This is a genomic window from Paenibacillus sp. JNUCC-31 (assembly GCF_014844075.1).
Lineage (GTDB): Bacteria > Bacillota > Bacilli > Paenibacillales > Paenibacillaceae > Paenibacillus.
This window is the reverse complement of the sequence record NZ_CP062165.1, coordinates 5594821-5612097: the sequence shown is the minus strand read 5'-3', so window position 1 is coordinate 5612097 and position 17277 is coordinate 5594821. Positions and strand designations below refer to the sequence as shown.

The window sequence follows — 17277 nt, the reverse complement described above, 5'->3', positions numbered from 1 at the left end:
CGCCAACGCCTCCTTACGGACATCACCTCATCATTATAAGAACACAAAAAAAGCGGCAAGTCCCTGGCATTGGCGGGGACTTGCCGCTTGGCATATAGAGATGTATTAGAGAAGGGTTGGCGTTCCCTGCAGGCGCAGCGGCACGAAAAAGTCATGTTCCACTTCATGGGCTGGCAATGGACGACTGAAATAATATCCCTGGATTTCGCGGCAATCATTTTGCATTAGAATATCGAGCTGTCCTTTGGTTTCGATCCCTTCGGCAATCACGTCCATCTTCAAATGCTGAGCCATCGATATGATTGTCGCCACAATGGCCTGATCACTCCGACTATCGGTAATGTCTGTCACGAATGAACGGTCAATCTTCAGCTTGTGAATGGGGAAATGCTTCAAATAACTCAGCGAGCTGTACCCCGTCCCGAAATCATCCAGGCTGATTTTGACCCCGAGTGCTGTAAGCTCATTTAGAATACTCGTAGATACGGATGCGTCCATCATCATACTCTCGGTAATCTCCAGTTCCAGATAAGTGGCATCAAGTCCCGTCTCCGCGAGTGCATTTTTGACCTGCTCCACCAGGTTCGACTGATGAAACTGCTGGCTGGACAAGTTAACCGATACCGGAATCAATGGTCCCCCACTGGCGTGCCAAAGTTTCATCTGTCGGCATGCTTCCCGCAGCGTCCAATTCCCGATTTCGTAAATCATGCCGGTCTCTTCTGCAATCGGAATGAACACATTCGGAGCCAGAACACCCTTAAGTGGATGATTCCAGCGTATCAACGCCTCTACACCGATCATCTGGCTGTCTTCTGTCCGAATCTGGGGCTGGTAGTACAGGACCATCTCATCCCGTTCCAGTGCTTTACGCAAATAACCCTCCAGTTCAATTCGTTCATATAATTCTGAATTCAGTTGGGCGGTATAGAACTGATAACCGTTTTTACCGTTTTTCTTGACTTCATACATGGCAGAATCCGCATGTTTCATCAGAGCGTCTGGTTCTGTTCCATGAACAGGATACATGGCCATTCCAATACTGGCTGTAACGTAAAAATCATTTTCCTTTAAACGATAGGGCAACTGAATGGCTCCGACAATCTGTTTCGCAAGCTCAGCTACCCGTTCCTCCGATCCTTGCTCATTGGTTACAACCAATGTGAACTCGTCGCCTCCCATACGAGCAAGCATGACATTATCTTCAGCTTGGGGACCGGATTCCTGTATGGCACTCATAATTCTGCCACTCACTTCTCTTAGGAACAAATCACCTACGGAATGCCCCAATGAGTCATTAATCATTTTGAAGCGGTCGATATCCATTACCATAACAGCAAATGAGCTACCTGTTACCGCGGAAGCATGAATTGTTTCTTCCAATACCTCGTCCAGTTTGCGACGGTTCGGCAATCCCGTGAGCGGATCGTGCAGAGCCTGGTGACGTATGCTTTCCTGAGCCTGCTTCTCCTCGGTTACATCTTTAATCAGAATGTGGCTGCCCTGATGTTTGCCATCGATTAGTACGGGTACAACGGTAATACTCAGATCAAGATCATTACCCTGGACATTTTTCATCTTCCCCATAAAATGCTGCTGGTCGCGGCTATCATCATCCCATAACACACCATGCGTTTCACTTGTCCAATATATTTCCACATGCTGTGTAATCTCATCGATCGAACGATGAATAACCTCTTTCTCCTGGTAGCCTGTAATTCGTGTGACAGCAGCATTAATTCCCTTGACAGCACCCTGCTTGTCCACCGAAATGATAGCATCCGAATGGTTGTCGTACAGAGCCTGATACCACTGTTCATTTTCACGAATACGCCGGTCTTTCTGAGACAGGCGCTGATTAATAAATATACCGAACAAGGTCAATCCCAATGCTATAAAGGTGCCTGCTGCGATCAGATACGCCAGTATGGACGGTTCAATCTGCATGATCGAACCTGCCATTGTGCCATGTGCACTATGAAATTGAGCGGCCGACATTCCCGTATAATGCATTCCCGAAATTCCCAGACCCATAATGAGTCCACTACCCATCTTGTATATCCATGTATATCGTGACTGACGCTGCCGAAAGTAAAACATGAGCCACAAAGCAGCAAATGAAGCCAACGCTGCAATCAGAATAGACAACATCACTATGCCTGGCTCATACGTAATCGGAATGGACATGGCAGCCATTCCCACATAATGCATACTGCTTATGCCTGCAGTCATGAGCAATCCCGCAATCAGGAGCTTGCTTATCTTCCCCGATTGTTGACCTGCAATATTTAACGCTACACCAGATGCGATGATTGCAAGCAGAACGGATAGAACGACCTCATCAGTGGAATAGGACACATGCATGGGAAGAACAAAAGCCAACATGCCCACAAAATGCATGGACCATATCCCCAAACCCATGGAGACTGCCCCGCAAGTAAGCCACACATTCCGGGACATGCCATTCGCCAGACTCAACCGGCCTGCTAGGTCAAGTGCTGCATAAGAAGCAAGCGTTGCAATAATGTAAGATAAAAAAACCAGTTCCAAGTTGTACGTTCCATGTAGGTGCTCCACTCATTCTGTCCTTTCAACCGGGAAATGCCTCGTATGTAAGCAAAAATGTAAAAAAGAAGCGAGTGCGCTGTCCGGATGACAGGCACTCCCTCCGCATCATTTGTCTTGTGACCACTGACTTATATAAAGCCGGAGTCATACATCAGAAACCCGTTATTATAGATGTATATAGTCTAAACGTCCCGGCATTTAAAATCAACACTTTTTCCCAGAAAACCGGGTATTATATATGAACAAATTCCTTTCAAAATTCACTTTTGAGTCACCTATTTTTGAACCAGGAACAAATTGCCAAAGCCAGATGTATTTTGATAGGAGTTGCCTGATCGATCACTCCAGATCGATACACTGCTCCGTTGACCATTCCCGGCATGATCGTTGTTCACCTGCAGGTCAAATCCAATCCATGGATTCTTACCTGAAGGGACATGATCCAAAGGAATCGCCGCCTCGATAACGTATCCTCCACTTGTCAGTCGGGTAGCCGACTTGAATTGCTCCTTCAAGGCATTTCCTCCAAAGGAAGATTCATTATCAAAGTTAACCCGGTACTGCGCGTCATCCTCCTGATAATAGGTGGTCTGATTGTGGTTGGGGTCGATAAACATTTCGACAGAGTCCTGCTCATGTGCATTTTTGCTCACTTTACTCAATAACGGATCTTTGACATCTGCAAATACATACAGATAATTCTCATCCCATAACAACTGAGCAGTTGCCGTTGCGCCAGAATCCCCAATCACCCAGACATCGGTCTTAACTGACGCTGCCTTCTTCCAGATGCCTTCCTTTTTCGCATCTACTACGGGTTTGCCATATGTGACCTTGGTTTGCTTCAAGTCAGAACCCAGCTTCAATTTCCCCCGATTGACGGGTTTATCGGGCTGCTGGTTGGAAATATCATTCCAAACAATGGTCGCTGTCTGTCCAGCAGCATACTCATCCGTAATTCGGTAATCCAGGGACAGTACCTGTCCTTCGGTAAGTAAAGCGACTGATAAAGGCAGTGATGCATATACGACATAACCCGTTTTTGTCTCCTGTACGCTGTATACATTCTTATCCTTGCCTTTGCTGCCCTCACGTTTGAACGTATACTGACCATTCGCAGGCGATGGATGTTTCTTCTCGGCAAGTGAAACATCTCCAGAGGCTGCAGCGCCTGTATCTTTTGTGTCTTCCGCAAGGAACACCTGCACCTGATCACCTTTGCGATGTGTGGTATCCTTCACTTCCACTCGCAAATTCATCTTTTTGGTATCCCACAGCATTCTAGCTTCACCGGTAACTTCTGATGTACCCTCTGCGAGATGATTAATATCAATCCCTTTCACAGCGCCCCAGAGAACATCTTCCTGTCCTTTGCGATCCGGGAAAGAAGGGCTGGCTTTAAGCGCTGTCCATTCATTACGGTAGATTGGAAGGGTGGCAGGGTCCACCAATGCCCAATAAGCCGGTTTCGCTTTCAGCTTTCGATCAAACAGCAACGGTGCATCTTTGCGTCCTTTGACTGGATGGTTGTCAAGCCATGTACCATCATCTGCAAGTCCCCAGACTGTAACACTGTCCATTACTCCACGTTTTCCCAACTCATCGAACAGGTCAAATAATTCACGATAACGATAGGCCTGCTGCAGCATTAATTCATCCGTAACGGGCATCTCCTGCTCGGAAGAATTTGAATAGATCGAAACGTCCAGCTCTGTAACCTGTACATTCACACCAAGAGCGGCAACTTTGTTAAAAGCCTCGCGAATCAGCTTCACATCCGGTCCGTACATGGACACATGCATCTGGAATCCAACCGCGTCAATCGGTGTGCCTTTAGCCAGCAGTTTCTCTACAAGCTTCACCATATCATTCAGCTTGCTTGCACTGCCCTCCAATCCATAGTCATTAATCACCAGTACGGCATCCGGATCAGCCTCGCGGGCATATCGGAAAGCCAGCTCAATGTAATCACTGTCATCTCCATCACCGTCCACATCCCCAATGATGTCTCTCCACTTGGAACCACTTGCCTGATTACGCAAGCCGCCTCCGTCCGAGATGACTTCATTAACGACATCCCATGTATGAACCTTTCCTTTGTACCGGGTCACGATGGTCTGAATATGGGTTTTCATCCGCGCAAGCAACTGTTCCCGCGTGGCAGGTTTCGATGCATCATTCGGATCAGTAAAGAACCAATCCGGTACCTGACTATGCCATAACAGCGTATGACCTCTGATCTCCATGTCATTGGCTTCGGCAAAATTCACCAGCCGATCCGCTTCTGACCAGACAAACTGTCCTTCCTGAGGTTGCATCGCATCCATTTTCATAAAATTGCCTGCCGTAATACTGTTAAAATGCTTTGTCAACAACCGGGAATGCTGGTCTTCCGGGTCCAGTGCAGACTGGTCGATTGCAGCCCCCAGCGCATAATTTTGTCCCACGATATCGACCAGGTTCGGAATATTCGGCTCAATTTCAATTTTCTCGGCCACCGTAATCAGAACATCATCGATGTAAAAAGAAATCGTATCTGCCGGCGTCACTTCCTCTGACTTCTTCCATGGGGTCTCTGCATACATCCGGAATCCGGTGATGCCGCTATTCTCCCCAGGGATGACCACATCGGCCTCGATTTTTTTCCATTGTCCTTTGTTCAGGGTAGCGGAGGCAAACGTGGCATATTCAAGACTCGAAGCGTCTTTATTGTATTCTTTCTCCAATGAGCCGTTAATGACCTGACTGTCAGGCCCCTCATCGTACATGGCCCAAAATGAAATATGAACCGTGCTGCCCTTCTGTACATGGTCCAGCACCTCAATTAAGGGTCCATGGAATGTTTCGGTACGAGATGAGGTTCTCAGACTTCGTGTACTGTCGTGACCCACTCCTGTCACAATTTCGAGCTTCTCACTCGCGCGTGCACGCCATTTTCCCAATATACCGTCTTCAAACTGGGCCTCAAACAGCGCTTGATCACCCTCTCCTGTTTTAACGTCCGCAGCTGCCTGAGCACGTGCCCCTCCTGTACCTAAACCCGGCAACAGACTGAAGAGCAGTACAGCAGCCAACCCCAAACTCCACCATTTTCTCATATGCATCCGATCTCCTCCTTGGTTGTTTGTTAGACTAACCTTTACTCCGTCATGTGTCAGCCCTTTACAAGATGGTTGTGCAGGATTGGATAGACGTAATGACCGGAAAATTGTAAGCACTTTCATTATACGATTGCCAGCAAACTTTGTTTACCCGTTAAACTATAGATCTTGCTCCAAAAACTTTAGAGGTTCTATTCCATTCCAGGCTCCTCCAACGGTATAACGATCTCCACCCGTGTCCCTTTACCAAGGGTACTGTCGAATCGGATGTGGAAACGGTTATCATAGATCAATTTCAACCGATAAATCACATTTTGTACTCCCACACGATCCCCCATGGAATCTTCTGTTTGCACATAAGCAAGCAGCTGGTTTCTCTTTTCCTCCGTCATGCCTGCTCCCGTATCTTCCACAACACAGATGAGTTGCTTCTCTGTACGTTTAATGCGAAGCCTTATCTCTCCCCCCTCCTTGAGAGGTTCAATGCCATGAATGCTGGCGTTCTCGACAAATGGCAATAGTGTCATCTTGGGAATGAAACATTGACCCGCTTCCGGGTCCAGTTCAATGGAATAATCCATCTTGTGTCCGAACCGATATTTCTGTATCTCGATAAAACAGGTCACATACTCCAGCTCTTCCTTTACGCTAACCCTGTCACGATTCCAGGTCAGGGCGTTCCGAAAAATTTTGGCCATATACTGGATAATTCTTGCTGTCTCATCCTCATCCTTCATCAGGCTTCGCATGCGGATGGTCTCCAGCGCATTGAACAGAAAATGTGGATTAATCTGACTTTGCAACGCATTTAACTGGGCATGACGCCGCTGCAACTCCAGATTTTTATGTTGAATATCCGCTACATACACATCATTGATCAAACGGTGAATGGTCATTGTCATGCGATTAAACTCGGCCGTTAGCTGACCAATCTCATCCGACGTTTCTGGCTGTCTAATAGGCTCAAATCGTTGAAGTTTCACTTTTTTCATATGCTCAAGCACGCGTGCAAGCCTCACATGGATGTTGCGTGTCGTCCAAATAATAATCAAGGTTGGCAGAATAATATTCAAACAAGCCAGCAAAATGACCAGATGAAGCGGTTGCCTCAGTTCTCTGTAAATTTCGGTTTCATCAAATAAACCAACGATTTTCCATCCCGTCAGTTCCCCAGATAGTGGATAGACCAGCTCAAATTCATGTTTCCCCAGTTGACTCCTGATGTCGCTGTACGCAACAGTCTGACTTGTCCATGGCACATCCGAATCGGTCGTGTAGTCCACTGTGTCTGCTGAGTTGACCAGAAACAGCCGCCCTGGAATGGTGATATTCGTGAAAATTTGGCGGATCGTTGACGTTTTCAGGTCCAGCCGAACGAATTTCTCCTTCCATCCCGGATTTGCAGCATAATAGTCCAGCTTGCGGAGTATGCTGAAGGTCTGCTGAGTTCCTCCAGGACTCCATCGCATAAAAATGGGGGAAAATTGCGGACCGATGGTCAGCTGCCTGTAAGCCTCGGATCGCCTTACCTTCTCGTCCAGAAACTCAACTCCCCCGGAGGGCAACACTGTTGTATTATCGACATAGATGGTCAGGCCCTGAATCGAATGAAAACCGGAATGGTACGTATTCAGAATCTTGCGGAGATACAGGGCATAGGCTTCAACATATTGGATCGGATGGGCATACTCCGTGTCGAGCATTTCAGTCAACAGGATATCCGTGTACAGGCTGGATGAGATATCGACCGCATTGCGAATTTCACCGGTAAAATTGGTACGCACCTGTTCCATGGCCTTGGACAAATCAGACATGCGTTGTGATTTGACGTTCGCCGTCGTCACCTGATAGAAAATAACATTACTGAAAATGACCGGTACGAGTACAAAAAAGACATATAGAATCAACATTTTGTCCCGCAGACGGATATTGCTGAGAAAATTCCGTTTCACGGCCGTATCACCTACCCCTCGCCCATCAAACGGTTCCGATATTCCGTAGGCGAGGAAGCCTCTGTTTTCTCGAATTGAGTAGCAAAATAATCACTGCTCCCGAATCCTACCCGCTCTGCCACCTCATATACCCGCAAATCCGTCTGCCTTAGAAGCCTTTTGGCTTCTTCTATGCGAAGCTGAAGCAAAAAATCATTGAAATACATGCCATAAACCTTGCGAAAGCGTTGCCCCAGATACACCGGATTCATATAAAATTCGGAGGCAATACTCTTCAGGCTTATATTCTTGCTGTAGTTTTCCTCAATGTAACTTTTGATCTTGGGCATGCTCCCCTTCTGAATCTGCTGACGCTGTTCAGCCAGCCGTCGGGCTGCTTCCTCCATAAAACAATTCAGCAATTGGAGTGCATCCGCCAGCCTTCCCCGCTCGGATTGCCAGTCCAGAACAGGTTGAAGCGTAGTCATTGTTTTCACGTCGGCCTGAACCGATTTCAGAATGGATACCACCGCAGAGACCAGTTGGTGTACAGCAGACGTCACAGCTGCCGGAGCATAACAGGAAGCCCGCAATTCGGTGAACCAGTCACCCAGCGTCACTTCCATGGCCTCCATCTGCTGCTCTTCCATCAATCTCAGCAACTGCTGCTGCTTTTCATGATCCGTATGCATCCATTGCACCTGAGCATGCTGTACTTCATCAAAGAGCACGACCCCATCGTCCTCTGTAATGAACTTGTAGGCAATTGCCTTTAAAGCCGTCTGATAGGCATGTCCAATGAGCAGAGGATCTTGACAGGTGGCCCCTGCATAGATGCATACTCGAGTATTTTCCATTTCAGTGAAGCTGAACTGTATTTTCTCTACCGTTTTACGCAGATTATTCGCATCGGTACGCAGATGTTTGCCTGTAAGCAGGACTCCAACACGCTCACCATGCTGCTTCAGATGCATTGGCGTATCTTGCGGATACATCCGCTTGAGAACTGCCTGCACAATCTGTTGAAAGCTCTCGTAATGCCCGAGCTGGGCCACGTCTTCTTCTCCCGTATATGTGATTTCCGATACATCAGAACATAATCGCGGGTTGTGCTCAAACAGCAGATATGCCAGCATATCCCCCGAATGAGTATCCGTCAGTTCCAACCACTGTTCAGCAACAGAAGAATCAGCCTCTCCGTACATCAGCTGTTCCAGACACCGCATGTATTGCCGCTCCCGCTTCTCCTGCTCCGCAGATTTATGTTGCTTCAGCACTGCTGACAATCTACACAAGGTCGCCTCAAGTTCAACCTCATCAATCGGTTTCAAAATATAGTCCTGTACACCGTACCTCACTGCCTGTTGTGCATAAGTAAAATCATTATATCCACTCACAATGATAAAATAGGGCATTTTCCCATTTATTCCATTTTGATCTCCATCCAGGCTAGTCCGCCGAATCAATTCTAGACCATCCGTCTCCGGCATTCGAATATCGGTAATGACGACGTCAGGTTGTAACCGTTCAATCTGCTCGTAAGCCTCATCCCCATCATCGGCCTCACCAATGACCTCGAATCCGCATGCTTCCCAGCGAATCAACTTCCTAAGACCCTTGCGTGCGTACACTTCGTCATCCACCAAAAGCACCTGATGCATTAGATCAACCCCCTTGATTGAATGGACTACAATACTTCCTTAAATTCGACCACCCAAAGTAAGCGGTTACAAAATATCATTTATGGTATTTATTGTTAGTTGGAATGTGGCAAAAAGTCAACAGCTTTTCCTCTTAGCTGAATGGATCAGGTTTCGTTGAAACTCACAAACGATTAGGGCGGATCCATAACGCCAAAAAGCACAGCCTGTTAGCTGTGCTTCGTGTCATCATCTTTACACTTTCGCAGGTGCAGTCGTTTGACGGATCACCAGATTGGATGGCTCCGTAATGACCGGAGGCGAATATGAAGGATTCTCAATCATGGCAATCAGGTATTCAATCGATTTGATCCCGATAGAATGAATATTTTGATTAATCGTGGTTAAGCCTGGTTTGAACACTTCAGCATAGTACGTGTTATCAAATCCGACAACGGAGACATCCTCAGGCACCCGCAACCCATGTTTCTCAATTTCATGGATCGCTCCGAAAGCGGACATATCTGAAGCACAGACAATCCCTGTGGGCTGTTCCTTCAATGCAAGCAATCGGCGAGCTGCCTTACTGCCGCCATCGAAGGAGTAGTCACAGACCTCCAGATACACGGTTGAATACGGAATGCCGCATTCACGTAGTCCTTCCCGATATCCATCCAGTCGAAGATTCGCTACGGCAGGCCCAAGTGTTCCTGAAATATAGGCGATTTTTTGGTGACCCAGCTCATGCAAATGTTTGACGCTCATGGCAATCGCATTTGCATTATCCGTCGTTATGTATCCTGCCCGCTTGCCAAACAAGTCGGTATCAATAAACATCGTCGGAATCTCCGCAGTAACCAATTCCTGAATACTCTTATTGTCTCTTCCTTCCCCGAAAACAACAACGCCATCCACATTTCGGCTGCGGCAATGTTTGATAAACGAATAGGCGGGATCATCAAAACGTGTAGATAAGCGAACAAGATCGTATCCGCTGTTCTCCAGTGCTGTTTTGATTCCTTCAAGCAGCTCCGATACAAACGGATTGGTAAAAGGAACTGTCAGCAATACACCTACCGTCCAAGAACGGCGTTTCACAAGTCCACGTGCAACCACATTCGGTTGATATTTCAATAGTTCGATGGCTATATTGACTTTTTTGCGAGTTTTGTCACTTACATCGGGATAATCGTTCAGCACTTTGGAAACGGTTGCAACAGATACGCCCGCCTCTTTGGCCACATCATGGATAGAAGCCACCTGATCACCTCAACCTCTTTCAAATCCCCTGTCTCCGGCTGCATTCACTATAACATCGGCAGGTTTGTCTACCCATTATAGCTTAAAACAGCCAGAAACGGTATCACAGGGTTCCAGCCAGTGTTACCGGCTATTCTTGATGATCCAATTTCCTTAGATCAAGTGCCAGTTTCTCCATAGTGGTAGCAAAAACAGCAAGCTCTTCTGAGCGGGAAGCCTGACGTCTTGCCCCCGAGGCAGTGTGCTTGGCTTCCTGCTGAACACTGCCCAGTTTCTTCATAATCTGTGCCAGATTCGTCTGAATTTTTCCTTGGGCCTCTCGGGAGCTGGAGGCAAGCTTGCGCACCTCACTTGCAACCACCTCGAAACCCCGGCCGAATTCTCCTGCATGTGCAGCTTCAATGGCGGCATTTAAGCCCACCAGATGACTCTGATCCGAAATTTCGCGAATGATCTCACCCATTTTGCCAATCTGATGAATCTCCTTGGTCAGTTCGTCCAACAATCCATTTGCCTGATCCTGAGAGGCTGCCGTTTCCCTGGCCACATCTGAGATCGCCTGAGCATTTTCATTCAATTCACTAATCATGCCCGTCAGCTGCTGGGTGATCTGTGTGATCGCCTGCAAGGTATGCTGCTGATCTTCAGCGAATTGATTTAATTTCTCCTTTTCTTTCTTCTCGTAAGCTTCCAATACGAGCTGTGAATCGAGGTTAAACATTTTACTAAGCGCCTGGATAACCAGATGCCAGCCTTCAGGAATAACCTGCTGGAATATGCTTGTCGCAATATCAAGGTACACCATATAGGTGCCCAGATAATAATCCTCGGACAATCCAATGCGGGAATGAACCAGTCCAATCGCGATGCGCTGATCGATATATGCATCATCAACCACACCATCGGTCATGGATAGCCAGTATAGCTTCTGGGTTTCTTTCAGACGGTCAATGGTAGAGAAACGGGCAATTAGATCGACCAAATCCGGATAATTCCCCACATGATTGTAGAAATGGTCCACTACTTCGTCAACGACTTTCACAAAAGCAGGCCGATGATCTGCGAGAAGTTGCAAATCCCCGGCGGTTAGTCCAATATAATCAAGTTGTTTCTGTCTTGCCAACGCAATACTCATAACTAGTTCTGTCAGCTCCTTAATAACCACAAAAAAGTTCAAATTGTAAATATCTGTATCGATTATAGACTAAATGGCCTAATTTTACATATACCATTCGAACTAATTTGTCATGAAATTGACCTTCTTTGTCAGTTTTATGGTGAGATTTGGTATGTGAATGTATATAAAAAGGCCCCCCATCCTGCTGTGAAGGAGCCTCACAGCAGGCATCAGGAGCCTGATCCGGAATGGTTCGATGCAGATCAGCGATTCAACAAACTGCCCACGTAACGAAGCAATTCATTTGCGCTGGCAGCGGTGTATCCATGTTCTTCAATTAACCGTTTTATCACTTCATTCATTCGTTTCAGCTGGGTCGCATCAGGTGTCTTGGTTGAGGTTGTAATCTTCACAATGTCCTTTAAGTCAGCGAACAGCTTCTTCTCTATCGCTTCACGCAAGCGGTCATGGCTGCTGTATTCGAATTTGCGCTCCTTGCGGGAATAAGCCGAGATGCGGATCAATATTTCTTCCCTGAACGCCTTTTTGGCGTTTTCGGAAATACCGATCTGCTCCTCGATCGAACGCATTAAGCGTTCATCCGGGTCCATCTCCTCATCCGTCAACGGATCACGGATTTTGGACCAATTGCAGAAGGCCTCAATGTTATCCAGGTAATTTTCGAACAGCGTTCTGGCCGACTCTTCAAACGAGTAGACAAATGCTTTTTGTACTTCCTTCTTCGCCAGTTCATCATATTCTTTACGTGCCAAAGCAATAAAGTTCAGATAACGCTCACGTTCCTCTTTTGTAATGGAAGCATGCTGGTCCAGACCATCCTTGATTGCCCGGAGAATATCCAGCGCGTTAATGCACTGAAGATTTTGCTTAATCAAAGCACTGGATATCCGGTTGATGACATAACGCGGGTCAATGCCCGACATGCCTTCATCCAAATATTCATTTTGCATCTCACGCAAATCGGCTTCTTTGTACCCTTCAACTTCTTCACCGTCATACATCCGCATTTTCTTAACCAGATCCATACCTTGTTTCTTCGTTTCTTTCAAGCGAGTAAGTATGGAGAAAATGGCTGCAGTCCGCAGGGCATGCGGTGCAATATGGACATGCTTCATATCACTTTGTTGAATGAGCTTGCTGTAAATCTTTTCTTCCTCGGAGACCTTCAAGTTGTATGGAATGGGCATGACAATCATCCGGGATTGCAGCGCTTCATTCTTTTTGTTCGATATAAACGACTTGTACTCGGATTCATTCGTATGTGCCACAATCATCTCATCCGCACTGATTAATGCGAATCGTCCTGCCTTGAAATTGCCTTCCTGGGTCAGTGACAGCAAATTCCAGAGGAATTTTTCATCACATTTGAGCATCTCCTGGAATTCCATCAATCCGCGATTAGCCTTGTTTAACTCCCCGTCAAAACGATAGGCACGCGGATCAGACTCGGAACCAAATTCAGTGATGGTCGAAAAGTCGATACTGCCCGTCAAATCAGCAATATCCTGGGATTTCGGATCGGATGGACTGAATGTTCCAATTCCCACCCGGTTATCTTCGGAAATCAAGACCCGTTCCACCTTCACCCGGCTAATGTCCCCGCCGTATTCGGTGCGAAGCCGCATCTGGCAAGATGGGCAAAGATTACCCTCAATGCGTACACCAATTTCCTTCTCCACTTCAGGGCGAAGCTCCAGTGGAATCAGATGGAGTGGCTCCTCATGCATTGGGCAGCCTTCAATGGCATACACGGCCCCCTTCTCTGTACGGGAGAACTGTTCAAGTCCGCGTTTGAGCAACGTCACTAATGTAGACTTCCCTCCACTGACCGGCCCCATAAGCAGCAAAATCCGTTTGCGCACATCCAGACGACGAGCGGCCGAATGGAAATACTCTTCAACCAGCTTTTCAATGGACCGATCCAGCCCAAAAATCTCCTGTTCAAAAAACTTGTATCGTTTGTGCCCACCTACTTCTTCTACACCAAACGATTCGATCATCTGGTACACTCGAGCGTGAGCCGTCATTGCCGGAGTCGGGTCCTCTCTCAGCAGCGCAATATAATCTTCAAATGTTCCGTTCCATGTCAAACGGTCACTTTCTGCCCGATGTTCCGCAACGCGTTCAAAAATATTCATGCTTGGTACCTCCCATGGCTCCTTTAGTGTGATTGTCAACCATTCCGAATGGTATGAAGAAATCAATAGAATTACGGCTCCTGCTTGAATACCAATCTGCGGTTCGGATTAGTCCCGCCACCCTCTGTCCAAACAACTTGTATTGTTGTGAAAAGTGTATTACATACCTATGCGGCAAATCGGATAAGTTGACCTCTTTTTTTCAATCCCAATGTCTTAATTTGAGGCTTTCCCTGTTCTATCAGACATCTTATGCCCTCAGAAAAAAAAGAACGGATATGATATAATGAAGGTTCTAAATTCAGAAAACGGGACAAAACATGGCCCAAGACGGGCCGCTTCAAGGAAGGAGCAGAAACGATGGCGGTGCAGTACGAAACCGAGTTATATTCGCCTGTAAAGGCTTTTTTCGAACGACGCGGTTACAACGTGAAGGCTGAAGTCAAACATTGTGACCTGGTCGGGGTCAAATCGGATCAGAATGAACCACTCATTGTGGAGATGAAAAAAACATTTAATCTGTCTCTGCTGCTACAAGGAATGCAGCGCCTGAAGCTCAGTCCCTTCGTTTATCTGGCTGTGGAGCGGAATCGCAGTAAACGCGGGGCGGTCAACCAGCGCTGGGGCGAATTGACGGCATTGTGCAGACAGCTCGGTCTGGGACTCCTAACCGTTACCTTTTACAAAACCAAAGCCCCCCTGATTGATGTGCTGTGCGAACCTGCTGCCCAAACTCCTCTGTCTGGTAGCAGCAGCGGAGTCCGCAAGGGCGGAATCCGGAGACAACGACTGCTGCGTGAATTCGACGAGCGGAGTGGTGATTATAATACAGGAGGAAGCACACGCAGGCAGTTGGTCACTGCATACAGGGAAAAGGCATTACGTATTGCTTCTGCCCTCCGCGCTCAGGGTGAATCTTCCCCGGCTTCTCTCGCCAAGCAGACAAGTGTGGGGTCCGCTGCGGCCATTCTGCAAAAAAATTATTATGGCTGGTTCGAGCGGCTATCCCGCGGACGATATGTGCTGACAATCAAAGGTGTGCAGGCACTGACCGAGCATGCTCACATGCTTGAGGATAATGATATGATTGAGCAGCGTATAAATGAACCGGAAATAGACATTTCCCTGATTCACGTTGATGACGATAGACTACAGCATATTGCGGAAATAGCGGAGCCGTACCTGCTCCCAAAAAGGAATGTCTGAGCCAGTGAGCTTGAAGCAAAAATGAAATAAAAAAAAAGCCTGTTATCTCCTAAAGGAAATAACAGGCTTTTTGCATTTCTATATATAATTGCTATTAGAAGCTTGCTGCTACTTCGGAAGCCAATTTCAGACCTGCTGCCACGATTTCTTGGGAACGGTCAGGTGAAGCGTTGTGGCCTTCAACGATAACCAGTTCAGGGTTTTGGATACCCCAGAAGTTCAGTACGTTCGTTACATATCTCACGGACATTTCTGCAGATGCCATAGGCTCTACGGAGTAAACACTACCACGCGCATTAAGCAATGCCACTTTTTTGTTGCCAACAAGACCTACAGGGCCTTCAGCAGTGTATTTAAACATTTTTCCAGCTTGGCTCAGGTAGGAAATGTAGTTCACCAGTGGTGCCGGAACAGTGAAGTTCCACAGTGGGAATGCAAATACCACTTTGTCTGCTGCCAAAAATTGATCTTGCAATTGTGCAGCCAGTGCAGCCGCTTTTTGCTCTTCTGGCGTTGCTTCGATGCCGTTAGCTGCTTTGTACCCACCAGTAATTACAGTGTTGCCGTAGTAAGGAAGATCTGTATTGTAGAGATCCAGTTCGGTAACAGTGTCACCTGGGTGGGACTCTTTATATGCGTTCAGAAATGCATCGTACAATTGTACGCTGACTGCTTGATCAGCAGGACGGTCGTTAGCTTTTACAAATAAAATATTAGACATGTTCGTTCCCCCGTTAGTTAAAATATATGAGTGCTTCTCCTGAACTTGCAATGAATGCAGCTTATATAAAGAAAACAACAACTCATTAATACATATTATATATAAAAATGTTAGTGGATGCAATAACGTAATTACTTTGGGGGGCAACATCTTTGATCCTAATCCAATGCCTGGACCTTCCGCTAATCAAAGTTCCAGGCGTTAATTGAATTCAATCTTTCTCATCCTAAAAGCATTCTAGCTCCGGGCTGTAAACTCGGTAATGGACTCACTGATCAGATTCATGCCCAGTAACAACTCATCCCGACCGGGATGGCTGAAGTTCAAACGGATGTACCGATGATCCTGTGCCCCTGTAGAGCAGAGGGAACCTGGAAGAAAGGATACCCCCTTTAACAGAGCTGCCTTGAGCAGCGCCCCGCTGTCCAATCCATCCGGCAGCTGTATCCACAGATACATTCCTCCTTCAGGAATGCTGTACTGGCACCCCTTCCAGCCCGGACGTTTCAACAATTCGAGCATAAGTTTGAGTCTGGTCTTATACTCCCGATTCAGCATGGACAGGTGATCACTCCATTTAAAAGGAGAATGGGCCAGCAGTTGATATAACAATCGCTGATTCATCGGACTGGATTGCCCATCTGCTATCCGTTTCACTGAAGCCATGGCTTGAATCAGCACAGGATGTCCGGCAGCCCAACCCGTACGCAGGGCGGGTGCTACGGTTTTGCTAAATGAACCAATATAGAGAACATGTCCACCCTGATCCGCTGTATCCAGTGCAAAGAGGGATGGATATCTCCGATAGAATTCCCCCGGCTCCAGACCATCGAAGTGAAGTTCGCCATAGGAATCATCCTCCACAAGCAGCACGCCATACCGCGAGCATAGATCCAACACTGCCTCACGACGCTCCATGCTCCACAGCACACCTGTCGGATTGGAAAAGCTGGGTGCGGCAAAAAGCAGCTTCGGTCTCACCTGCTGCATGTGATGCTCCAAGAGGTCAGGCAAAATACCGTCGCCATCACCTGTCACTGGTACAATTTTGGCACCCTGCATTTCCAGAACCTCAAGACAACCAGGAGAGGTCGGATGCTCAACCAGTACGGAATCTCCAGGCTCAAGCAACAATCGCATCACCAGATCGATAGCCTGCTGAGTACCTGTTGTCAATAGAATTTGATCTGGAACCGTCCGTATGCCCTTGCGTGCATTCCAGTCTTTGTCGAGCCACTCTCTCAGGGGGCTGTACCCTGCCGGCTCACCATACTGTAACGCAGAAGGACCAGAACTAAATACAGAGACCGCTGCTTCTTCCAGAAGTTTGAATGGAAATAGCTCCTCCGCAGGCAGTTCTTCTGCCAGCGAAATGAAATAATCCCGGCCAGACATTTCACGAATATCCCTCAGCGGTGATGACAAAAGCCTGTTTGTACGGGAGGCGAAGAAATATTTCATCGGTCCGTTCCCCTTTCATCCCTATTCGAACTATGCTCGCAGTCCGCAGCCCCTACAACCTATTCCGGTTCAGCACTGAATATGACCTGACTGAACACGTGACGAGTCATTGT

The 17277-nt window shown here is 47.2% G+C and carries 10 protein-coding genes; 1 reads left to right on the top strand and 9 read right to left on the bottom strand.

Translation table 11 applies throughout. The features are described from left to right. Positions 1–105: 105 nt before the first annotated feature. From JNUCC31_RS24540 to JNUCC31_RS24510, 7 genes are all read right to left on the bottom strand, one after another. Entirely contained in the window at positions 106–2550 is a 2445-nt protein-coding gene (locus JNUCC31_RS24540; RefSeq protein WP_323374346.1) for an EAL domain-containing protein, read from the bottom strand. Between the two features lie 293 nt (positions 2551–2843). Then, positions 2844–5672, bottom strand: a complete 2829-nt coding sequence (locus JNUCC31_RS24535) for an endo-1,4-beta-xylanase (protein WP_192265607.1) — start codon at positions 5670–5672, stop codon at positions 2844–2846. Between the two features lie 188 nt (positions 5673–5860). Next, positions 5861–7621 (bottom strand): sensor histidine kinase, encoded by a 1761-nt coding sequence (locus JNUCC31_RS24530; protein ID WP_323374345.1) that lies wholly within the window; start codon positions 7619–7621, stop codon positions 5861–5863. 11 nt (positions 7622–7632) lie between these two features. Then, positions 7633–9261, bottom strand: a complete 1629-nt coding sequence (locus tag JNUCC31_RS24525; protein WP_192265606.1) for a response regulator transcription factor — start codon at positions 9259–9261, stop codon at positions 7633–7635. A gap of 234 nt (positions 9262–9495) precedes the next feature. After that, a complete protein-coding gene (locus JNUCC31_RS24520) occupies positions 9496–10500 on the bottom strand; it encodes a LacI family DNA-binding transcriptional regulator (RefSeq protein WP_192265605.1) in 1005 nt (334 codons plus the stop codon). Positions 10501–10630: 130 nt separating this feature from the next. Next, positions 10631–11635 (bottom strand): globin-coupled sensor protein, encoded by a 1005-nt coding sequence (locus tag JNUCC31_RS33975; RefSeq protein ID WP_192265604.1) that lies wholly within the window; start codon positions 11633–11635, stop codon positions 10631–10633. A 245-nt stretch (positions 11636–11880) separates the two neighbouring features. Then, positions 11881–13776, bottom strand: coding sequence for a PrkA family serine protein kinase (locus JNUCC31_RS24510; protein WP_192265603.1), 1896 nt, complete (start codon positions 13774–13776; stop codon positions 11881–11883). Between the two features lie 360 nt (positions 13777–14136). Between JNUCC31_RS24510 and JNUCC31_RS24505 the strand changes: the two genes are divergently transcribed. Further along, positions 14137–14982 (top strand): DUF2161 domain-containing phosphodiesterase, encoded by an 846-nt coding sequence (locus tag JNUCC31_RS24505; protein ID WP_192265602.1) that lies wholly within the window; start codon positions 14137–14139, stop codon positions 14980–14982. Positions 14983–15076: 94 nt separating this feature from the next. Here the strand turns inward: JNUCC31_RS24505 and JNUCC31_RS24500 are convergent, their stop codons facing one another. Beyond that, positions 15077–15703: an FMN-dependent NADH-azoreductase gene (locus JNUCC31_RS24500; protein WP_192265601.1), complete on the bottom strand. Its 627-nt coding sequence runs from the start codon at positions 15701–15703 to the stop codon at positions 15077–15079. Positions 15704–15940: 237 nt separating this feature from the next. After that, entirely contained in the window at positions 15941–17164 is a 1224-nt protein-coding gene (locus JNUCC31_RS24495; RefSeq protein ID WP_192265599.1) for an aminotransferase-like domain-containing protein, read from the bottom strand. Between the last annotated feature and the right edge of the window lie 113 nt (positions 17165–17277).